The organism is Pseudoalteromonas obscura (assembly GCF_030135505.1).
GTDB classification, from domain to species: Bacteria; Pseudomonadota; Gammaproteobacteria; order Enterobacterales; family Alteromonadaceae; genus Pseudoalteromonas; species Pseudoalteromonas obscura.
The window spans coordinates 726758-748317 of record NZ_JASJUT010000002.1; the positions used below are offsets into that span (position 1 = coordinate 726758).

The 21560-nt window shown below is 42.8% G+C and carries 18 protein-coding genes; 10 read left to right on the forward strand and 8 right to left on the reverse strand.

All coding sequences use genetic code 11. From position 1 onward, the window contains the following. Positions 1 to 136: 136 nt before the first annotated feature. The 4 genes from QNM18_RS07525 to QNM18_RS07540 form a co-directional block, all read right to left on the reverse strand. Entirely contained in the window at positions 137 to 1354 is a 1218-nt protein-coding gene (locus QNM18_RS07525; protein ID WP_211012062.1) for an NAD(P)/FAD-dependent oxidoreductase, read from the reverse strand. Continuing rightward, positions 1341 to 2744: an FAD/NAD(P)-dependent oxidoreductase gene (locus tag QNM18_RS07530; protein ID WP_284136784.1), complete on the reverse strand. Its 1404-nt coding sequence runs from the start codon at positions 2742 to 2744 to the stop codon at positions 1341 to 1343. The genes QNM18_RS07525 and QNM18_RS07530 overlap by 14 nt, the downstream gene beginning before the upstream one ends. Further along, positions 2731 to 3057 (reverse strand): 2Fe-2S iron-sulfur cluster-binding protein, encoded by a 327-nt coding sequence (locus QNM18_RS07535; protein ID WP_211012060.1) that lies wholly within the window; start codon positions 3055 to 3057, stop codon positions 2731 to 2733. The genes QNM18_RS07530 and QNM18_RS07535 overlap by 14 nt, the downstream gene beginning before the upstream one ends. 315 nt (positions 3058 to 3372) lie before the next feature. Further along, positions 3373 to 3861, reverse strand: coding sequence for a winged helix-turn-helix transcriptional regulator (locus QNM18_RS07540; protein ID WP_023398915.1), 489 nt, complete (start codon positions 3859 to 3861; stop codon positions 3373 to 3375). Between the two features lie 279 nt (positions 3862 to 4140). Between QNM18_RS07540 and putA the strand changes: the two genes are divergently transcribed. The 3 genes from putA to QNM18_RS07555 all read left to right on the forward strand — a co-directional run bounded on the left by putA (position 4141) and on the right by QNM18_RS07555 (position 10404). Continuing rightward, the gene (gene putA / locus QNM18_RS07545) at positions 4141 to 7944 is read left to right on the forward strand and encodes a bifunctional proline dehydrogenase/L-glutamate gamma-semialdehyde dehydrogenase PutA (RefSeq protein ID WP_284136785.1); all 3804 of its coding nucleotides are present in this window, start codon (positions 4141 to 4143) and stop codon (positions 7942 to 7944) included. Between the two features lie 250 nt (positions 7945 to 8194). Continuing rightward, entirely contained in the window at positions 8195 to 9394 is a 1200-nt protein-coding gene (locus QNM18_RS07550; protein ID WP_211012058.1) for an aromatic amino acid transport family protein, read from the forward strand. A gap of 134 nt (positions 9395 to 9528) precedes the next feature. Further along, positions 9529 to 10404: a hypothetical protein gene (locus tag QNM18_RS07555; protein WP_284136786.1), complete on the forward strand. Its 876-nt coding sequence runs from the start codon at positions 9529 to 9531 to the stop codon at positions 10402 to 10404. A 49-nt stretch (positions 10405 to 10453) separates the two neighbouring features. Here QNM18_RS07555 and QNM18_RS07560 read toward each other — a convergent pair whose 3' ends face one another. The 3 genes from QNM18_RS07560 to pomA form a co-directional block, all read right to left on the reverse strand. Continuing rightward, positions 10454 to 10984, reverse strand: a complete 531-nt coding sequence (locus QNM18_RS07560; protein ID WP_211012056.1) for a hypothetical protein — start codon at positions 10982 to 10984, stop codon at positions 10454 to 10456. Between the two features lie 186 nt (positions 10985 to 11170). Continuing rightward, positions 11171 to 12106, reverse strand: coding sequence for a flagellar motor protein MotB (locus tag QNM18_RS07565; RefSeq protein ID WP_211012055.1), 936 nt, complete (start codon positions 12104 to 12106; stop codon positions 11171 to 11173). 3 nt (positions 12107 to 12109) lie between these two features. Then, the gene (pomA, locus tag QNM18_RS07570) at positions 12110 to 12877 is read right to left on the reverse strand and encodes a flagellar motor protein PomA (RefSeq protein ID WP_023398909.1); all 768 of its coding nucleotides are present in this window, start codon (positions 12875 to 12877) and stop codon (positions 12110 to 12112) included. 246 nt (positions 12878 to 13123) lie between these two features. Between pomA and QNM18_RS07575 the strand changes: the two genes are divergently transcribed. From QNM18_RS07575 to QNM18_RS07600, 6 genes are all read left to right on the forward strand, one after another. Then, positions 13124 to 13366, forward strand: coding sequence for an exodeoxyribonuclease VII small subunit (locus tag QNM18_RS07575; protein WP_023398908.1), 243 nt, complete (start codon positions 13124 to 13126; stop codon positions 13364 to 13366). A 4-nt stretch (positions 13367 to 13370) separates the two neighbouring features. Then, the gene (ispA, locus tag QNM18_RS07580; protein WP_284136787.1) at positions 13371 to 14258 is read left to right on the forward strand and encodes a (2E,6E)-farnesyl diphosphate synthase; all 888 of its coding nucleotides are present in this window, start codon (positions 13371 to 13373) and stop codon (positions 14256 to 14258) included. Positions 14259 to 14371: 113 nt separating this feature from the next. Further along, a complete protein-coding gene (gene dxs / locus QNM18_RS07585) occupies positions 14372 to 16237 on the forward strand; it encodes a 1-deoxy-D-xylulose-5-phosphate synthase (RefSeq protein WP_211012053.1) in 1866 nt (621 codons plus the stop codon). Between the two features lie 701 nt (positions 16238 to 16938). Further along, complete coding sequence (locus QNM18_RS07590; RefSeq protein WP_023398905.1) at positions 16939 to 17175, forward strand: helix-turn-helix transcriptional regulator; 237 nt, start codon at positions 16939 to 16941, stop codon at positions 17173 to 17175. Positions 17176 to 17489: 314 nt separating this feature from the next. Further along, entirely contained in the window at positions 17490 to 18752 is a 1263-nt protein-coding gene (locus QNM18_RS07595; protein WP_284136788.1) for an alpha/beta hydrolase, read from the forward strand. A 132-nt stretch (positions 18753 to 18884) separates the two neighbouring features. Further along, positions 18885 to 20042, forward strand: coding sequence for a PAS domain-containing protein (locus tag QNM18_RS07600; protein WP_284136789.1), 1158 nt, complete (start codon positions 18885 to 18887; stop codon positions 20040 to 20042). A 40-nt stretch (positions 20043 to 20082) separates the two neighbouring features. On the opposite strand, the gene QNM18_RS07605 is transcribed toward QNM18_RS07600, so the two are convergent. Then, positions 20083 to 20571 carry a Spy/CpxP family protein refolding chaperone gene (locus tag QNM18_RS07605; protein ID WP_211012050.1) on the reverse strand — a complete coding sequence of 163 codons (489 nt, stop codon included), beginning with the start codon at positions 20569 to 20571 and terminating at the stop codon, positions 20083 to 20085. Between the two features lie 302 nt (positions 20572 to 20873). On the opposite strand from QNM18_RS07605, the gene QNM18_RS07610 reads away from it, so the two are divergent. Continuing rightward, the gene (locus QNM18_RS07610; RefSeq protein ID WP_211012049.1) at positions 20874 to 21560 is read left to right on the forward strand and encodes a response regulator; all 687 of its coding nucleotides are present in this window, start codon (positions 20874 to 20876) and stop codon (positions 21558 to 21560) included.

A 21560-nucleotide genomic window follows, 5' to 3' on the forward strand; every position in this document is an offset into this window, starting at 1 on the left:
ATAAAGTCAGGCTGATGCGACAAAAAGCATAAAAATATCCATCAATTAGAGCATAATAATTGTCACATAATGTAAATTGGTGAATATATGGCTCGAAGTATTCACCGCGAGCCAACTATATTTGAGGTGCTATGGATTAGGCTGGTTCGTCAAAAAAACGTGCGACGCTAAAAGGTGTCAAGTCAATGGAAGTCGGTTGCTCTGTGACTAATTCTGTGATCAATTTACCTGTAATCGCAGAAGTTAAAATACCGGTTCTAAAGTGACCACAAGCATTGAGGTACCCCTCTACCCCCGGCACCTTACCTAAGATTGGCAACTCATCCGGCGTGCCCGGCCTAAGACCCGCCCAACAACGTTTGATATTTGACTCGTTTAAAATGGGTAGGCACTTCATAGCCCCTCGAGACAACTCCTGAATTTTGTCTAAGCTATTGGTGGTGTCGAACCCCTTTTCCTCAGTAGAGGAACCTATGAGTATCTCCCCATTGTCTTTTTGCGCAATATAACAATCACTCGTACTGATACAGCCATTCATAATTTTAGGCATGCGTTCAGATAATACGATTTGCCCTTTTACAGGATAAACGGGCATATCGCGTCCCGTTGCTTGTTTAAATAGCGAATTTGCCCAAGCGCCTGTTGCATTTACCAAGGTGTCGCAACGCAGCTCACCTGAAGCAGTCTGAATACCGACGACACGCTTACCCTCTCTGAGTACCTGTTGAATTTCGGTATTTAAAAAAAGCTCCACGCCATTTTGTCTAGCGGCCTCTGTATACGATTCAACTAAACGATAAGGGTTTACTTGGTGATCGCAAATGAAGTCTATAGCACCGATGGCGTCAGGTGTCACAAAAGGCTCTTCTTCTTTAAGTTGCTTGGCATCAAGCCAACGGATCTGATCGCGCAAATGAGGAATACCACTGACGATTTGATCGGCGTACAACTCATCTTCACGGTTATACATGATGAATTTAAGGCCGGTACGCTCAAACTTAAAATCAACACTGTGTTTATTACGTAACTCCTCATATAACTCTGGGTACATGGCATTGGATTTGAGCGCAAATTCAAAAAAGCAGTCCGGCAATTGATGTGGGCGCATGGTTGGGATCTCCTCCCCCTGCGCTTCACTGTGTAATTTAGACAACGTCTTAAAAAATATAACTCCGCACCCTAACCCAACTGATTCACCAATAGCCCACAACCCACCAGCCGAAGCGCGCGACGCATTGCCTGCTTTTTTTATATCAACTAAGGCTATTTTTAAATCCGTATCACGACTCAAAAAATAAGCACATGCAGCCCCTACAGCACCACCGCCAGCAATAATGACATCATACTTGTTCATTTAATGATTCTTCCATAAAAGTAAAAGGGATAGGGTCGAGCGGAAAGCGTGGCTTTATCACACCGGTATCTTTGTTATGGCCCGCTTGATGTAGCAAATCGAGCGCAAAGCTACTACATGTTTTACCTTGGCAGTCACCCATGCCTATTCGAGTGCGCATTTTCAGTGTCGTCAGATCTTTAACACCCTCTGAAATTGCTTGTTCAAGTTGTCTCTTTGTAGCTTGCTCGCAGCGACAGACCACAGTGTCATCTTGCGCTAACTCAAGCAAACCAGATTGACGCTCACTAAAACGATCAAAGCCAAATCTAAAACGTTTTATTCTGGCATGTTTACGCGCTATTTTTGCTTGTTCTTTTTTCGCTTCAGTAGCGCTCAATATTCCGCGCTGCTTTACGATGTTCAATGCAGCAATTTGGCCTTCGCAAATTGCTGCATCAGCGCCCAGCAATCCGGTGCTATCCCCTACAACATATGTCTTTGTTTGGTTACTTTCGAACTCACTGCTAAGTACGGGAATGTAACCGCTTACCTTCGTATAGGTATGCTCTAACCCCAACAACATAGCGAGCTGAGTACGGGCTACAAACCCATAGCCAACGCCAATTGCATCAACCTCTATTGATTTTGCCTGGCTAAGATCTGCTCGCCAATATTGATCATAAGGAGCAACAGTAACACGCTCTAAATGCGCATCGCCCTGTGCATTGACCACGCCATAGCCATAATAAAACGGTATCTGATGTTTTTTTAGATAGCTCATCATGCTGAGGCCACTCAGCGTTAGTTTTGGTTTGTTCAACAAAGCGACGGCTTCTTTAGCCAGTTTATTAAATGCACTTGCTTCGTATACACCGATAACATTGACACCTGCCTTGTGTAATTGACAAGCAACAAGTGGCAACAGTGGTCCAGTACCTACTAGCGCCATTTTTGTGCCCGGTTTTACCAGCCCGCTTTTAATCTGTAATTGAACACCTCCAAGTAGCATTACCCCCGGTAATTGCCAGCCAGGAAATGGAATACTGCGCTCATGACAACCCGTCGCTAGTATAAGCTCATCGTACTTTTGTGTTGTCAGTCCGCCGCCTTCATTTAACAATAATGACTGCTTTCCCTCCGGCCCTAAAACCCGTGTTTGTAACTTTAATTCGATGAATGACTTATAATTTTCGTAACGTCGACGCAGCGCACTCATCGCGCGTTGCAAGTTGTCATCTAAGTGGGGCAATGTGGCCGTTTTACGTAATGGCCCACGATATATTACGCCACCAATCTTAGGCGCTTCATCAATTATGACTGATGGGATCCGATATTTTCCGAGTAATGCTGCTGCGGCAGTACCTGATGGCCCGCCACCAACAATGACAACTGGGTTAGACTTTTCCATGGTTTAACCCCTTATCTTTAAAGCGATTACTCAAGGTTTCGACTTGCATATTTGGTTCGACAAGTGTTTGACAAGCTCTTTGTTTATAGCGCTTGTTGACCTTAATGTGGCAGCAGTGGCACACACCCATAGCACAATATGCTCCAGATACCACTTTGCGGTCATTCTCACAAATACGCTTCATGTCTGCCGCTTGTAACACCGATAAGACGGTTTCACCTTCGCACGCAGTTATTGGCTGCTCATCTATGAAAACTTTAAATGTAATAGAGTCTAAGGGCGTAATATCCTTTGTACGCGTCGCTGATGTCATTTTTTTACCTTTGCATTGCCAAATGTCAATTCAGCCTAGGGTAAAAAACTGCCAATAAAAACCTATTTTTTACAACAGTTAAATATTTGTTGATCTAAATTAAGAAAGCGATAGAAAGGGTCTATCTGTAATGCCATGTAATATATTTTTCCAAAAAAACGTGATCCAAAAGATTTTAAATAGTTAGTATTTTTTCATTATATTAGTAACTTAAAAAAATATAAAAAATAAATTACCCTTCTATCACTCAATTTATTAGAACCCGACTTCAGAGTAACCCCCCAGCCAAAATCAAGCCGTATTTAAAGATTAGAATTAACCTTTTGGTAATATTGTGACACCACTATCTTCCTTAACGTGTTCTATCACCATATAAGTGTGATTTGTACCAACACCTGGAATTTCCACAATTTGTCCAAGCACTTCTCGATACTGTCGCATATCCGACACTCGGATTTTCAATAAATAATCAAACCCACCAGCCACCATATCGCATGCCACAACATGAGGTATTTCTACGACATGCTGCTTGAATGTTTCAAATACTGACTCGGTCGAGCTTTTCAAAGTAATTTCGACATGTGCAACGAGCTGTTGCCCAAGTTTTTGTGCATTTAGTCTCGCTGTATATCCTTCTATATACCCTTCTGACTCCAATTTTTTTACGCGATCAAGACAAGGGCTGGGACTTAAATTAACTGCTTTTGCTAGGTTAACATTTGAAATACGGCCATTTTTTTGCAGTTCATCCAAAATGGCTTGGTCGATCCGATCTAAAACGCGGGTTTTTATTGAAGTCGTCATACAGTATAAAATGCTGAGATAAGGTCTAATAAAACGCAAATTTACCGTAATTCATAAAAATAAGACAGCACATTCTGCTGCTCTTTCTATACAATGCTCGGAAATTCTTATAGCTGTTCCTTTTTCAGATGAACTTTTTGTATCTGGTAATAAAGGGACTAAAATTTAACCACCGCATAATTACGCAGCATTCGTTTCTGTATAACGATGCAAGAAAGCGACTACAGTCTAAGACTGTGCTTTCTGTAGTATTTAGGTTTTCAATAGAGGGTTTAACCTATGCTATTTCAAGGCGACTTAACAACCCAGTGTCCGATCCGTCAAAAGATCCGTGACTTCTACCGCATTGATGAAGAAACTGTTATCGATCACATTTTACCATTGGCTGAGGTCGGTGTTTCTGCCCGTACTCGCGCATGGGAACGTGCTCGTCAGATGGTATTAAATATCCGTAAAGACCAACACGGTCAAGGCGGTGTAGACGCACTACTAGAAGAGTACTCTCTATCTTCTGAAGAAGGTGTTGTACTGATGTGTTTAGCAGAAGCACTTTTACGTGTGCCTGATGCACAAACACAGGACATGTTAATTCGCGATAAACTTAGCAAGGGTGACTGGAGCTCGCACTTAGGGAATAGTGATTCACTATTTGTAAATGCATCAAGCTGGGGCCTATTGTTAACTGGTAAAATGGTTAACTACGCGGACAAAAATAAAGAAGAGCAATTTGGTTTACTAAAGCGCACCATGGGTCGCATTGGTGAGCCAGCTATTCGTAAATCAGTGCAGTATGCAATGAAAATTATGGGCCAACAATTTGTTATGGGCACCACGATTGAAGCTGCACTTGAACGCGCCAAAGAGAAAGAAGCAACAGGTTACGCATACTCATACGATATGCTAGGTGAAGGCGCGCGCACAATGGCTGATGCCGAGCGTTACTTCAACAGCTATATGACAGCTATTCACGTCATTGGCAAAGCAGCTAACGGCCGTGGTCCAATTAAGAGCCCGGGTATTTCTGTAAAACTATCCGCTATCCACCCTCGTTATGAGTTTACGCACCGTGACCGTGTGATTGCTGAGCTTGTGCCTAAGCTTAAAGAATTGGCGCTTGCTGCAAAGCAATATGACATTAATTTCACGGTAGATGCTGAAGAAGCGGATCGTTTGGATATCTCTTTAGATATCATCGAAGCGGTATTCTCAGATGACGCACTGGGCAACTGGAATGGCTTTGGTCTTGCTGTACAGGCATATCAAAAACGTGCTATTTGGGTTATTGACTGGCTTGAAGCGCTATGTCGTCGCGTTGGTCGCAAGATGATGGTTCGTCTTGTAAAAGGTGCTTACTGGGATACTGAAGTCAAACTGACGCAAACTGATGGTCTTGAAGACTTCCCGGTATTTACGCGTAAAGCAACGACTGACGTCTCTTATAAAGCATGTGCTATCAAACTCATGAACGCACGTGAAGTGATTTTCCCTCAGTTTGCAACGCACAACGCCTATTCTGCTGCAACTATCCTTGAACTTGCCAATGGTGAATTCAATAACTTCGAGTTCCAGTGTCTGCACGGCATGGGTGACTCACTGTACAACCAAGTAGTAACAGAAGACAAAGTGCAGTGTCGCGTATACGCACCGGTTGGTCAGCACGAAGACCTACTTGCTTACCTTGTTCGTCGTCTCCTTGAAAATGGCGCAAACTCGTCATTCGTAAACGCGATTGTTGATGAGTCTATGCCTGTTGAGTCACTACTTGAAGATCCGGTTGAAAAGATCCAACGAGTTAAGCACAAGCGCAACATGCAGATCACTTTGCCTATCGATCTATACGGCGAAGAGCGCAACAACTCTAAAGGGTTAGATTTAACCAACATCAACCACATCACGCCAATGCGTGACAACTTACAAAAGTGGGTTGATGAAAACCTGATCACAGCAGCAGATGTGCCTGAAGGTCACGAAGCGGTATTAAACCCAGCAAACCACAGCGAAGTAGTTGGCTCTATCCGCCACCAAGACGCGCAAGAAATGCAGCAGCTTGTTGCTAGCGCAGAAGCCGCTTTTGCAACTTGGTCACAGACGCCAGTAAGCGAGCGCGCAGAAATTCTGCGACGTACAGGTGATGCACTTGAGCGTCATCGTGATGAACTTATTGCGATGTGTATCAAAGAAGCGGGTAAAATCACCCAAGATGGCATCGATGAAGTACGTGAAGCCGTTGATTTCTGCCGCTACTACGCAGCAAAAGCAGAAGAACTTGCACTGGATGAGCGCTTTAGCCCACGCGGTGTGATCTTATGTATCAGCCCTTGGAACTTCCCTCTGGCAATCTTCCTTGGACAGGTTGCTGCGGCTATCGTTACAGGTAACACGGTTATCGCAAAACCGGCAGAGCAAACATCTTTGGTTGCCCTTCGCACTATTGAGCTAATGGAAGAAGTAGGTTTACCGAAAGGCATCGTACAGCCTGTTATTGCACGTGGTAGTGAAGTTGGTAAGCACATCGTGCCAGATACACGTGTCCAAACGGTGATGTTCACAGGCTCTACAGAGACGGGAACGCGTATTTCGCAGACGCTTGCTGAGCGCGGCGGTGATCAAGTCCCTCTAATTGCAGAGACAGGTGGTCAAAACTGTATGATCGTTGACTCAACAGCACTGCCTGAGCAAGTTGTTGATGATGTTATCTCTTCCGGTTTCCAAAGTGCCGGTCAGCGTTGTTCTGCACTACGTGTACTGTTTGTACAAGAAGAGATCGCAGACAAAGTGATCAACATGATCAAAGGCGCAATGCAAGAGTTGCACATTGGCGATCCTGCACATCTGTCTACTGATGTGGGTCCAGTGATTGACCAGAAAGCCTTGAATGCACTGAATGAGCACGTTGAATACCTAAAAGGTAATGCAACACTACATTATGAGTGTTCACTACCTGATATGGGCGATAACGGTCACTTTTTCTTTGCACCACGCTTATATGAGATCAGTGACCTTTCAGTGCTGAAAAAAGAAGTATTCGGTCCATGTGTTCACGTGATCCGCTTTAAGGGCAGTGATATCGATAATGTGATCGATCAAGTAAACAGCACAGGCTTTGGTCTTACAATGGGTATCCATACACGTATCGAAGAACGTGCAGAATACCTCGCTAAGCTATCTCGTGCGGGTAACATCTACGTAAACCGTAATATGATTGGTGCTGTTGTTGGGGTACAACCGTTTGGGGGTCGTGGCCTTTCTGGTACTGGTCCAAAAGCAGGTGGTCCAAACTACATTGCCCGTTTGGTAAAAGAAAACCAAGCAGAACAAAACATTCAGGCGACTAATCTTAAAGTAGATAACGAAGAGATCACGGCTTACCAAGGTGCGCAAGAGCAAGTATCACGCATGATGTCGCTATCAAAACGTGACGAGAAGGCTTGGCGTGCAATGCCACTAAACGATCGTGTATCAGCGGTGCGTCAGCTACTGGCTAAACTTGCGAAAGTCGAGATCTTAGATACCCTTGCTGATGATTTGAATAAGACATTGGCTGATGCGCGTGAGCAGCTTATCCGTGTTGAAAAGCGTCTAGATACCGTAATTGAATTACCAGGCCCAACAGGTGAGTCAAATACATTGCGCTACGAATCGCGTGGCTGTGTGGTTTGTTATGCAGATAAAGACACCTCTTTCAACTTCTGGGTGCTTTCTGTGATCACTGCTTTAGCAGCAGGTAACACTGTTATCACCGTCGTATCTGACTTATTTCATGAAGAAGCGATCGCGTTTAGAGAAAAACTACTAAATAGTGGAATTGCTGAGGGCGTACTTCAGGTTGCTAAACTAAATCAGCTACCAGCAATCTTGGCCCATGAGCACCTTGCGGGTGCCGTCGTTGGTAATGGTTGTGAGCGCAAAGGCTATGTAAGCACCCAACTTGCTGCCCGCAGCGGTGCCATCTTGCCTGTGATCAGTGCTGAGTACTACGATACGCTACTAGGGCGCCTCGTAACTGAAAAAACCATCAGTATCGACACAACTGCATCAGGTGGCAACACCTCACTGATGACATTGGTAGAAGACGATGCCTAACTTTGGCACTAAGTAGCCTCTTTAAAAAAGCCAGCGCAAGCTGGCTTTTTTGTCTCTAGAGAAAACCCAGCCTTCTCAGCTCATTATTTACCACACATAAAATCAACAAGTTAACATCACCCATGTAAAGTGAGTTAACTTTTGTAAAACACAAATTACAAACTTTCATTTTGATTTGCAGCAAAACTATTTCAATTTTTCTCAGTCCAGTATATTGTGCCTGTTTCTCTCACAAATATAGGGGCAATTTGTGCTTAATAATAAAACGCTAGGTAGTATGCTCATTGTCGCAGGTACGACAATTGGCGCAGGTATGCTGGCGCTGCCAATTGCATCAGCAGGACTTGGGTTTTCAACCTCGCTAATATTGATCATTGCAACTTGGTTGCTGATGACCTACACCGCCCTGCTCATGCTAGAAGTGCATCAATTTGCAAATAAAGAAGCGACACTGAACACCTTAGCAAAGCAAATTCTCGGTAAAAAAGGCCAATACATTGCAAACTTCTCAATGGTATTCCTGTTTTACGCTTTATGCGCAGCCTATATCGCAGGTGGAGGCTCTCAGCTACAAGACAAGCTCAGTAGCTTTACAGGGATGGAGATTGCGCCGCAAGTTGGCTCTATTGTTTTAGCACTACTGGTTGCCACAATCGTCGCGCTAGGTACCAGCACCGTTGATAAGTTGAACAGAATACTATTCACAATTAAAATCATTGTTTTGGCAAGCTTATTCTTTGTTCTTACTCCTTATGTCCATGGTCAACACCTACTCAACATGCCAATGGAGCAAGGCCTTATCCTATCTGCTATTCCAGTTATTTTTACTTCATTTGGCTTTCATGGCTCTATTCCATCGATTGTCAAATACGTTGGTTTAGACATAAAAACCTTACGCCGAGTCATGATTGCCGGTGCCGCACTGCCATTAACTATCTACGTTTTTTGGCAGTTGTTAAGTCAAGGAGTCATGGCACAAGAAGCGTTACTACAAAGTGCTGGTTTGCCTGGTTTTGTCGCCGCGATTTCGAACATTGCACACAATAGCCAAGTGCATACCTTTGTGACTATCTTTGCTGATCTCGCACTCGCCACTTCATTTTTAGGTGTAAGCCTTGGATTATTTGACTTTTTTGCCGACGCATTCAAGCAACAAAATTCAGGGTTAGATAGAGTAAAAACCGCACTGATCACATTCACTCCACCGCTGGGGTTTGCACTCTTCTACCCAGAAGGCTTTATCATGGCCTTAGGTTACGCTGCGATAGCCTTAGTCGTTTTAGCCGTTTTTCTACCTGTCGCCATGGTTTGGCAACAACGAAAAGTACAAAACTCAGGTTATCAAGTACAAGGTGGCAATCTAGGATTAATATGTGCGGGTCTATGTGGCGTATTAATTATTTCAGCGCAAGGTCTGCAAATGTTTGGCGTGATCCCTGCCCTAGGGTAAATGCAAAAATGGATTAGGCACTCAGCCTAATCCATATCAAAAATGTAGGAATGCATTACCACTTTTTACAATTCAAGTATCGCTTTAACCTCCCTGATATGAATATAATTGACTCAGTTACCAAGGAGTAAATTATGACTAGGGTTACAATGGCTTGCGTGCCATTATTGCTACTGAGCGCATGCGGCGGTGAAAGTGACACACCGCTACAAAAAGATAACACTGCAGAGCCAAATACACCGACAACACAACAACAAAGTAGTGACTGTGGCGCAAACTTCACAGCTGAACGTTCGCTCAATCAATTTGAGTTTTCTAGTGTGTTTTGGCATGCAGAAAGCGAAGCATTACAACCTAAACCAGAATTCAGACTCTATGCCGATAAACACTCTTTAGGTGCCACTCATACACTGTCATCCGACAAGGCTCCATGTATGTTAGCCGCCGCGGCCTTTGGTTCTACCAGTGCTGAAACTTGGCAAGGAGCAAGCAACAGCAGCTTCAAGCAAGGAGAGTTATATTACTACGCGCCTGAGCTAATTTTTAACACGCCCCTACCTGACTTTACATCTTTGGCGGATTGGCGCAATAAAGGTCAACCTGACACTATTAGCCAGCCCTTTGATGCTGCTCAACTGACGATTCATTATCGAGATCAAGACAATAACCTGATCACATTTGGCAACCAGAACACCAATACAACGGCTGTTAAGCTCACATGTAACAGTTCCACACTGGATCTCACTCTCCGAGTACAGTCAGTCGCATCGAACGCAGTAAATAAATTGGACCCTGCTTTTTGTGAAGAAAAACAAGTTGGGTTAGAAAGAGAAACACACTGTCTATCAGTAGGGGTTAACCAAGATATTGGCTTAGAAAACTGCAAATTTGATTTAACCAATGTAATATTGCCGGATCAGTTTGGCAATAAAAGCACTGTTAAAGTTGCGGGAATATTGAGCTTCTCTGCGAGCAATGCAACATTGAGGATCGATCAGCTGGAATTATAGAAACAGAGGTATAAATGTTGCGGGAGGGATTAAAAGAGAGACTAAGTTTCTATCCCTCTTTCTCTTTACCTTGAAGCCAAGTCAATTGCTTAGCCCGCTTGCCAAAATACATCACCAGCGGAGCAAAACACAGCATTACTGTCATAAAATTAACGATCGGTAATACAGTACGGTAAAAATAAGCAGAATAACTTGCATCCATTAGATGAATATCAACAAGCCTGAATAATTGTAACAATGGAGCTGGTAAAACAACGAGTTGCACCATAATACTTTGCCACATATACATCTTATCTCGTAGTGCCCAATAGGCGACTATTGCGATAAAGATAATGTCATTCAGTGCCCAAACAATATACCTATAAACTCGGTCAGGATCGTGCTCAATTAATGGATGAAAAGTAAAAAAACCAATGATGTAAAATGCCGAGCACAAGCACGAATACCTCAATGCCATCTTATCTTTATTCAGGATATAGATGAACACTGAAATGAAAGCCAGTATATATGAAACTTCAAGTATAGCGTTTAAGTATTTTAGAGCAAACTCAGCACTATCTAAATATTCGCCTAGAGACACCGCTTTACCTTAATTTTATCAGTTACTTCGGTTCTGTCTCTCCGGTATCATTACCGTTGCCGTTACCACCTGGAAATCTGTTGAATTTATTTAATGCATTCATTATAAACTCCTTTAAAATTTGATGTTTTTTGAAAATTAAAGCTATCATACGGTAGCCCAAATTACGCTTTGACGCAATCTTTTCTAGTTATTTTCCCTTCTAACTTCAATAGGATCAGACTCCTTCGCTTTGCCCTGCAAAATTGATATTTCTACCCGGCGATTGCGCTTTCTGTCCACATCGTTGGCATTTGGTACTAAAGGACGAGTATCTGCATGGCCAACCACAACCATTCTATTTTTGTCAAAACCACTCACTGTTTGCATTTCGCTCGCCACAGCAACCGCTCGGGTTGCTGAAAGATCCCAATTATTGAAATATAACTCATTGGAAACTTGGAAGTCGTCGGTGTGTCCAGATACAGTTATCTCCCCCGGTACATCTTTAAGTAATTCAGCAATATCGTGTATTACAGGCTTGAACTTAGGTTGTAAAAAAGCACTGCCCGACGGGAATGAGCCATTCTCTTGGATCCTAATGATAATTTGTTGGCCTAATGACTCTAATTCTATCGCCCCGTCCATGATTTGCTTTTCTAACTGCTGAGAGATTTTTTTGACTAGTTCGTTTACCTGTTCTTGATCCGCGGCAGCAACCGCTTGCGTCATCGATTGTTCTTGTGCTGTACTGGCTGATTCACCACCGCGCTTATTGCCCCGCTGCTCTTGACGTCCACCAGCCGAGCTCTCTTCACCGGCTTGGAACTCTAGCATTTGCTGGGTCATTTCTACTGTTTGTTGCTGAATGGTTTCAATGGGGGTCGGTTCGGGTTTACCCGGTGTAAACTCCATCGCGATGACACTTGTACCTTTGGGGATATCTTTAACTTCAATCTTGTTCTGAACACCAAAAGCAAACTTCATAGAACCCGCAATTTGCTTAAATTTCAGAACATCCATCTCAGAAAACGCCAGTAGCAGAACGAAGAAACACATAAGCAGAGACATAAGATCTGCAAACGTCCCCATCCATGCAGGCAACCCTGGGGGCGGGCATTTACATTCGTTCTCATCTGACATTATTTACTCCTCACCACCATCACCACGTTTAGACTCTGGCAGGTAGTTTTTCAAAATGCCTTCAATTACTTTCGGATTTTGACCATCTTGGATCCCCAAGATTGCATCCAAGATCAGTCGCTGATTGCGCTCTTCTTCGTCTTTTCTGAGTTCTAATTTAACTTGGATAGGAATAGCCACAACGTTGGCTAAAAACGCACCGTATAGGGTCGTTAATAATGCAACAGCCATCGCAGGTCCGATTGCTTTTGGGTCATCCATATTAGATAGCATTGCAACTAAGCCAATCAGCGTACCGATCATTCCCATCGCGGGTGCGATATCAGCGAGTGATTTAAATAATCCAGCACCTAGTTCATGGCGATTTGCAGTCAGTGCAATATCTTTTTGTAGCGTTGCTCGAACCACATCAGCATCGTGTCCGTCGACCAGCATATCGACACCCTTTCTCATAAATGGATTGGGAATTTCAGCCTCTTCTAGCGCGAGAAACCCACCCTTACGTGCAGAATCAGCAAGCTCTACTGCTTTTTCAATTAATTCCTCTGGCGTTTCTATTTTAAACATAAACGCCTTACCAGCCACTTTACCAATGCCTAAAAACTGCGCCAATGTAAAGTTAGACAACACAATAAAGATAGAGCCACCAAATACAATAACGACTGACGGGGTATTGTAAAACATGGCAAGTTGCCCATCACTACTGAGTACCATAGACATGACAATAAGGCCTATAGCACCTAGGATACCTATAACGGTTGCTAAATCCACACACCCTCCAAAGGCATTTATTCGTGAGATATCACGCAGTTATTCTTATACGTTGAGTTATCGGCAGGTTTTGCAATAACTTAATTCAATTATATTAAAAAGCCTTTAAATTGCGAGAATTAACCCAAACTATCAGATCAATTTTGCAATGATAGCCAATAAAAAAGTCTATCAGATACTTTGACCTCAATCTTTATAACCCATAAAATTGGCTTCCTAAAGTTTTGCTTGAGAGTGAATAAAAATATGGCAGTCAAAAAACCGGAAAATATGAGCTTTGAAGAAGCTGTCAACGAGCTCGAGTCCATTGTACAAGAAATGGAACACGGAGAGCTAACGTTAGAGCAATCTCTAAAACAGTTTGAAAGAGGGATTAAGCTCACTCAGGCCTCTAACCATAAACTTCAACAAGCAGAACAGAAAGTCAATATTTTACTCGCCAATGACGAAGCTAGCGCGCCGAGCGAGTTTTCCGATCAGGTAGATTAACTGCGTGGAATTACATCAAAGATTAAGCATCGCCAAACAAGATGTTGAAAAAACCATAAACGCTTATTTTGAACAAGACTTGGATACTGATCCAACGGCCAAAGCTGCTGCGCTCTACTCTATTAGTAATGGTGGAAAGCGACTGCGGCCCTTTTTAGTTTACGCCACAGGCGAAATGCTCGGTGCCAATATTGAAGATTTGCATATTGCCGCAGCAGCCGTCGAGTGTATTCACAGCTATTCTCTGGTTCATGATGATTTGCCTGCAATGGATGACGATGATCTTAGACGTGGTAAACCAACCTGCCACATTGCATTTGATGAAGCTCAGGCGATATTGGCCGGAGACTCATTGCAAACACTGGCCTTTGAATTACTTGCATCACACCAATTTGATATCCCAGCTCAGCAGCAGCTCGCTATGATTAAAGCACTGGCACAAGCCTCTGGATTGCAAGGTATGGTTGGAGGGCAAGCACTGGATATTGCCGCAACAAACACGCAGATCAGCATTGAAGCACTTGAACACATACACAGATTAAAAACCGGTGCACTGCTTAATTGCGCCATTGAATTAGGGGCACTTTGTGCGCCAAACACAACAGATTTAACACGTAGTCAGTTAAAGGACTTTGGATTAGCTATTGGATTAGCGTTTCAGGTCCAAGACGATATTCTTGATATTGAAGGCGATACACACACTCTCGGTAAACCTCAAGGGTCCGACTTAGAACACAATAAGTCAACTTACCCGGCATTACTGGGCATGGAAGGGGCAAAAGAGAAAGCGAAAACGCTTATCACCCAAGCGCTAGCTGCATTGGATAACATTGATGCAGATACGCGCCTACTTGCAGAATTAGCAAGGTATATAATCGCTCGAGATCATTGATATTCGCACCGACCTAAATGACTATTTAATGACAAGTTCCTTTTAAATTTATAAAACTATCGGCAAGCTTTGTATATAATTGGGCAAGGTTTGCTAAGGATATTACAAATAATATGACTCTTGATAGTAGCAAGTATCCATTATTGGCATTAGTTGATCAGCCTCAACAGCTAAGACAGTTACCTCAGCACAAGCTGAATGACTTTAGTACAGAGCTGAGAGGCTATTTATTAGACTCTGTATCACAGAGCAGTGGCCACTTAGCGTCGGGTTTAGGTACCGTTGAACTTACCGTCGCACTCCACTACGTATACAACACCCCAGTTGATAGACTCGTTTGGGATGTGGGCCATCAAGCCTACCCACATAAAATCTTGACTGGTCGTAAAGAACAAATGCATACCATTCGCCAAAAAGATGGCTTGCACCCATTCCCATACCGCGAAGAAAGCGAATTTGACACCTTCAGTGTTGGCCATTCCAGCACATCGATTTCGGCAGCGCTTGCTATGGCTATTGCTGCTGAAAAAGAAGGGAAAAACCGAAAGACTGTAGCAGTGATAGGCGATGGCGCAATGACTGCGGGCATGGCTTTTGAAGCGATGAACCACGCTGGTGATGTTAAATCAGATATGCTGGTTATCTTGAATGACAACGAAATGTCTATTTCAGAGAACGTTGGTGCATTGAACAATCACTTCGCCCGTATTTTATCCGGCAGTTTTTATACTAATATCCGTGAAGGCGGTAAAAAACTGCTGTCAGGCGTCCCCCCAGTTAAAGAACTTGCCAGTAAAATGGAAGAGCACCTAAAGGGCATGGTGATCCCTGGCACCTTCTTCGAAGAACTAGGCTTTAACTACATCGGCCCTATCGACGGCCACGATGTCGATATGTTGGTAGATACTCTGAGAAATATGCGCAACCTAAAAGGTCCGCAACTGCTGCATGTCAAAACTCAAAAAGGTAAAGGTTATCAACCCGCGGAAGCTGACCCTATCGGTTACCATGCGGTGCCCAACTTCAATCCAAGTGTGCACAGCCTTCCTAAAAAGAAACCCAGCGCCCCTACATTCTCCAAGGTATTTGGTGATTGGCTTTGTGATATGGCAGAGCAAGATCCTAAGTTAATGGCCATCACGCCAGCAATGCGCGAAGGCTCTGGTATGGTACGCTTTTCTAAAGAACACCCAAGTCAGTACTTTGATGTTGCTATCGCAGAGCAGCACGCAGTTACGTTGGGGGCTGGCTTTGCATGCGAAGGACTCAATCCTGTTGTCGCCATCTACTCAAGCTTTTTACAACGAGCTTACGACCAAGTGATTCATGACGTGGCAATTCAGGATCTACCCGTTTTATTTGCAATTGATAGAGCTGGTATCGTTGGTGCTGATGGAGAAACACACCAAGGTGCTTACGACTTAAGCTTTATGCGTTGTATTCCCAACTTGGTAATTATGGCTCCGAGTGATCTTAATGAATGTCGACAAATGCTCTACACAGGGCATTTACTCGATAAACCCGCAGCAGTGCGCTACCCAAGAGGTTCCGCTGGTGACGTTGAGCCAAGCCCAGAAATGGTCCAATTACCAATAGGTAAAGCGAATACCATCCGAGAGGGCCAGAAACTGGCTATCTTAAACTTTGGGACATTACTGGACAACGCACGCAGTGTTGCACAGCAACTGGATGCAACGCTTATTGATATGCGCTTTGTAAAGCCACTGGACGAGTCTTTGATAACCACTCTGGCACAAACTCATACGCACTTCATCACCCTTGAAGACAATGCCATCGCAGGCGGAGCAGGCAGTGCTGTCAGTGAGTTTTTAGCACAGCAAAATATTGCGCGCCCGGTAAAGCACTTGGGTATTCCTGATGAATTTATCAAACACGGTACACAAGACCAAATGCACAGCGAAATGGGCCTCGACAGCGAAGGGATCCTAGCAACTGCAACTAGCTGGATTGCCAGTTAATTTGATGTAGGGTGGCTGCATAAGCTGTCACTCTACTTTTAAACCCAAATCCCAGCTCCTTCTCCGCATCACAGCGCTAAAATAATTACATTGTAAAGCGTATCAGCCCTCAATTGATGCCTAATTAACAACAATAAACACCCGACATTGTGACTTTGACATGTATTTTAAGGCTTTCTCTTTATTCTGTGATTACCTCATCACCTAAAAAACCATGGCTGTGAAAAAACTGGTGAAAAATTAATATAATCATTAAAAAACAAATATAATCATGGTGATACATAAGTATCAAAACATAAAACGAGCATTTTAAAAGCAACGAACATGCTGCAAGTATAAAATCAGTAAAATGAGACTGTGAACTTTACTACTCATTAAATAGCTTCTTAGGGGAAAATTTGCCCTCTATGAAACATTTCATATTGTTGCATGAACAATAGACAGTATTAATTTAATGTGATAAAAATTTGTGAAAATTACAGCTCATATACGAAGTTAGTACTTTGTAGCCCATGGTTTATGCGCCAATAGTAATTGAGCATGCTGTATAGCTCTGTGCGCTGAATTGGTTAAACAGCTAGAGAACAACTTTTAGATTGTTACCAAGTGAGTACCGATTAGAGCCAATCACACTTGTCATACATGGTTGTCTTTTAAATATTGTAACTGAGTAACGGAATAGGTGTTAAAAGGAAGAGGAAATGGTGGATTTTTTTGCAAGATATATTACAGGTGATGATCTAAGAGCACTGCGTAAGAAAAAAGGGGTAACAACCGCAATCATGGCAAAACATCTCGGTGTTTGTCGTAAGACCTATGAAAACTGGGAAAGAGATGTAGGGCAACCAAAGCTAAATCAATTTTTTGCCATTTGTGCATTTTGCTCTATTGATCTCAGCGAGTTAATTACAAAAATAAGAAGCCACCAAAGCTCTTAACTGCTTATGCTGCTATCTATTAATTCTGAAAATAGGTTCTGATGCGCTAGAACCTATTTCAGGAGTACATTGGTTTGCTTCCTTATATCGCCGAGTTCATCTGTTATATTTATCGTCTCTCCGTCTACTCTCTTAACCACCCAAAACGATTAACACTTATACGCCCTTTAAATTGATAAAGTTTCATGTTTATCAAATACCTGAAAAATAAAACCTTATCGTTAGCTCAATAAACAACCTCAAAATCGCACTTGCATTTAAATGAATATTTTTATCAATATAGATTTCGATACAACATGATAAGGAAAGTTGCTATGTTCAAGCACTCAATCACAAGCATATTTTATTTGCTTTACGTTACCCTCTTCAGCGGTTACGCAGTTGCAACAAACTACTCAGTTGGTGTGACTTATTTTACCGCAACAGATTACAGCCGTACGGAAAAGTTAACGCCAAATTATGCAGACTATCGCGATATACTGATCAAGATTTGGTACCCAACCACGACCTCTGCGCCGGAAAATACTAGCTACCTACACTACCACACAGATCAATTCCCTTATTCAACTGCTACTCCATCCAACTTTGATCGGCAATTACACCAATACCTAAAAACATTACCTTTTGAATTATATAAAAATGCGCCTCTTGCCAACCGCTCAACCCCTTTTCCTATTGTGATGTACTCGCACGGTTATCAATCTACTGTGGAAGACAAAGAAATATTAATGATCGAGCTGGCTCAAAAGGGCTACATTGTGGTCAGCGTAGGCCACCCACACCATGCTCAGTTTGTCACCCAAAGCCACAACCGCAGTGCCACATATGACCCAGATGCGCGAGCGAATGACTTCTATATTAGTGAACTAGCAGATGTTAACTTTGATGAATTGGTTGCCGAGCTAGACTCTTTGGCCGGTATCGAGCTCAGTGATGAACAAGTCGCGCGCGTATACCAATTGATGAGTTGGACCGAGGGCGATCGAAAAGCACTCAGCACTTGGGTTGATGATATGCACTTCGCACTTGATCAAATGACTCGCCTACAATATGGACAATATTGGGGGATGCATTATCTGGGCGAACACCTACAAACCTTTAAAGGTAAACTTGACCTATCCCGTTTAGCCGCCGTTGGACTCTCATTTGGTGGCCCAACTGTAGCTGCCTTTTGCGAACAGGTATATCAATGCAAAGCAGCCATCAATTTTGATGGACTCCATTTTAATTTATCGCCGACCGTGCCCTCTACAAAGCCGTATTTAATGATGCACTCGGAGCTGCCGTTAAGTGCGGACCACAGCGTAGTATTCAAACAACAACTCGCCGACACTTACATGATGCAAATTGACGGTGCTCTACACTGGGATTTTTCTGACTACCCTTATGTTTTTCCACAAGATAGAAACCAAGCATATTTGGGAAGTATAGATCCTTACCTAGTCACAGAGATCGTAAACTCAGCCAGTTTGCAGTTCATCGATTTATACCTAAATAATACAGGTACGCAAACCGCGCTTATCCGGCATTTAGAAAGCTTTCCGGCAATCCAATTTCAATCCAAACGAGGCCAATAATATAGACGATAGCAAGACAAAACCTTGAAAGCCCGGTATTCCATGGTCTCTTAGTTCCTCTTTCTTTCAAGATTTGTCAAAAATTAAATCTCTATTGCTGTTGCCCTTCTTCTATCGAAGAGGGGTAACTTTGTGCGTTTTTCTGCTATTTTTTGGCTTTTTGACTGTTCCAGACAATACTTAGATCCAACTGTACAGCCACATAAAGGCCTGCTCATGCCACACCAATCCAAAAACATGGAAGAAATGCTGTTTTTTAGTCAAATGCTTAACGAATGCTCTCCATTGGAGTTGTTAAAACAAATCCTAATGCATTCTCATCACGCAATAGTGATTACCGACGCAGATCCAAGTGCAGGTTATCGGATCATTTATGCAAACCCTGTATTTTGTCGCCATACCGGATACGAACTGGCCGAGTTGGTAGGAACATCCCCTCGAATACTTCAAGGACCAAAAAGTAATCGACGGGTAATAGATAAACTCACTCCCGCATTACAAGAAAAAGGTTTTTTTTATGGCGCATCTATTAATTACCGCAAAGATGGCAGCATGTATCCTGTGGAGTGGAATATTTCTGAAATTAAAAATGAGCAGGGTGACGTCACTCATTACATCTCTATGCAAAAGGATTTAAGCAACTTCCACCGCCTAGCGAAGCAAGTTAAGAAAAGTAATGAGAGCTTTAAAGATTTTTACCTTTCAACCACCAAAAAAGACAAAGACGCGCAGAGTAAAGACGTCTTAGAATCATTGAAAGACAACCAAAAAATTTATGCAGGTGGGCTGAGAACTGACGAAAATGCAGACTTATTTGAAGATGCCTTTTTCGACTTTTCCCCAGATGAAATGGGGGCTTTGGGACACAAGGTAGACAAAGGCGTGCTCAGTGCAGATGATTTTTGGCGCGAAAACCCCATTGAGGACGAAGACGTTTCTTCACTGGTCGAATCTATTCAAGAAGTGGACGTTGAGCTTGGATTATTGCAATCCCAAGGAAAAAGCAAAGAGCGCCTAGAGCATATTGCCAACGGGTTTAAGGAAGTCGCGAACAACCTGTACTTTTGCGTCGAGTTTAACGATGGTGCGCTGATCATAGATGAAGTTGCCAATGTACTAATGGTACTTCCAACTGACTATGACTTTCCTGTTGAAATGTTGGTTACCTTCAACAAAGAAGTTTACGAGTGGTTGGATGGAGCCGTAATTAGCAAAAATACGAGCAATATCTTCGAAGGTGAAAACAATACCATCGCTGCTGGGAACCAACTGCTATTGTTTCTTAAATAAATAGTTTGGCCGAACAGCTGTGTTCGGCCAAAAATAGGCTTTATTGATCGTTTTTGTGATGCATTCTGGCAAGGAATTTACGTTTTCTTTTCGCAATTTTATCGCGCTGCTCTTCGGTGAGAATATGATGGATAGCATGCTTCGCTTCCAGCATAGTCAGCATAAATGCCTGTTTTTTTGGTGAGTGTGTTTCTAGCAACAACTGAGCCTGTGCTTTATCAAAAGTTTCAGCTTCGATGATTGACTTAAATGCTTGCCGCGGTTTCTCTGGGTAAGACTCTTTTAAATCTTCTAGCTGCGCTTTATAAGTAGTAAAAACTGTCTTTAATTTTGTTTGCTGCTCTTGCGTCAATGCAAGGTGACGTATGGCTTTTTCCGACAATAGTCGCTTTTCTAAATGTGCAAACGGCTTCATATGGTGATGTTTTGCTTTAAGCTCATGACCGTTTGCGTCACCTGCTAAAGCACTCAGTGGGATCATACCCACACTCATACAACTGGCTAGTAATAGGCTGGCTAATTTATTCATCAAAGTATCTCCGGTTGATTGCTGGTATGCGATAAGTCGCTCTTACTCCTTTTAATTGAGAGCGTCCTGTTTAACGACAGGGTTTACTTTAGCAAGCCGAAAGAAAAGCAACGTCAAGCCTACGTAAAGTTTTGTCAAAAGTAATTAACAAGACTTCTCACCTCCGTTATTTTCCTTAAAAATGTGCAAACAATATTAAACCTGACAATTTACCGTCATGATGAGTAAAGAAGTGTAAATTCAATTCGAAGCCTTTTATAGTTAAGTAAAATGAATACTCCAACAATAGGTTAAAAAGATTTATGAGTACTTCTGTCCTGATCATCGATGATGACCAATCGCTTTGTGAACTGCTATCCGAATACTTAGAGGGAGAGCAATTCACCGTCGAGTGCAAATATGATGGGGAACAGGGTCTACAAAGTGCGTTAACAAATGAATATGCAGTCATACTGTTAGACGTAATGATGCCCAAAAAAGATGGTTTTGAAGTACTTAAAGCGCTAAGAGCACAAAAGATGACGCCAGTGATAATGCTGACTGCAAAAGGCGATGATTTTGACCGTATCTTTGGCCTTGAACTAGGAGCCGATGATTATATACCTAAGCCCTTCAATCACAGAGAGTTACTCGCTAGGATCAAAGCCATCACTCGCCGCGTCGCGCACCTCACACAAAACAATTCACATCTTCAACTAGAAATACATGGCCTAATATTGGATATGGCTTCAAGAACGGTCTGTTTAAACAACCATCCTATTTCGCTTACGGGAACAGAGTATGAAGTGTTATACCAGTTGATGAAAGCTGCCGGGGAAGTCGTCAGTAAACAAACTCTATGTCAAAGTGTTCTCGGGCGTCCATTGGTTGCATACGATCGCTCCGTTGATATGCACGTCAGCAATGTACGTAAAAAACTGGCTCAACACAGTAGTCATACATTTATTAAGACCTTACGTGGATCTGGGTATATTTTTTTAACGGCTTAA

What these genes read in the sequence shown, in the direction of transcription:
- QNM18_RS07530 (WP_284136784.1), bottom strand. Translation starts at nt 2,744, where the DNA reads ATGGAAAAGTCTAACCCAGTTGTCATTGTTGGTGGCGGGCCATCAGGT.
- QNM18_RS07565 (WP_211012055.1), bottom strand. Translation starts at nt 12,106, where the DNA reads ATGTCAGATGAGAACGAATGTAAATGCCCGCCCCCAGGGTTGCCTGCA.
- QNM18_RS07590 (WP_023398905.1), top strand. Translation starts at nt 16,939, where the DNA reads ATGGTGGATTTTTTTGCAAGATATATTACAGGTGATGATCTAAGAGCA.
- QNM18_RS07610 (WP_211012049.1), top strand. Translation starts at nt 20,874, where the DNA reads ATGAGTACTTCTGTCCTGATCATCGATGATGACCAATCGCTTTGTGAA.
- dxs (WP_211012053.1), top strand. Translation starts at nt 14,372, where the DNA reads ATGACTCTTGATAGTAGCAAGTATCCATTATTGGCATTAGTTGATCAG.
- QNM18_RS07540 (WP_023398915.1), bottom strand. Translation starts at nt 3,861, where the DNA reads ATGACGACTTCAATAAAAACCCGCGTTTTAGATCGGATCGACCAAGCC.
- QNM18_RS07575 (WP_023398908.1), top strand. Translation starts at nt 13,124, where the DNA reads ATGGCAGTCAAAAAACCGGAAAATATGAGCTTTGAAGAAGCTGTCAAC.
- QNM18_RS07605 (WP_211012050.1), bottom strand. Translation starts at nt 20,571, where the DNA reads ATGAATAAATTAGCCAGCCTATTACTAGCCAGTTGTATGAGTGTGGGT.
- QNM18_RS07535 (WP_211012060.1), bottom strand. Translation starts at nt 3,057, where the DNA reads ATGACATCAGCGACGCGTACAAAGGATATTACGCCCTTAGACTCTATT.
- putA (WP_284136785.1), top strand. Translation starts at nt 4,141, where the DNA reads ATGCTATTTCAAGGCGACTTAACAACCCAGTGTCCGATCCGTCAAAAG.
- QNM18_RS07525 (WP_211012062.1), bottom strand. Translation starts at nt 1,354, where the DNA reads ATGAACAAGTATGATGTCATTATTGCTGGCGGTGGTGCTGTAGGGGCT.
- QNM18_RS07595 (WP_284136788.1), top strand. Translation starts at nt 17,490, where the DNA reads ATGTTCAAGCACTCAATCACAAGCATATTTTATTTGCTTTACGTTACC.
- QNM18_RS07555 (WP_284136786.1), top strand. Translation starts at nt 9,529, where the DNA reads ATGACTAGGGTTACAATGGCTTGCGTGCCATTATTGCTACTGAGCGCA.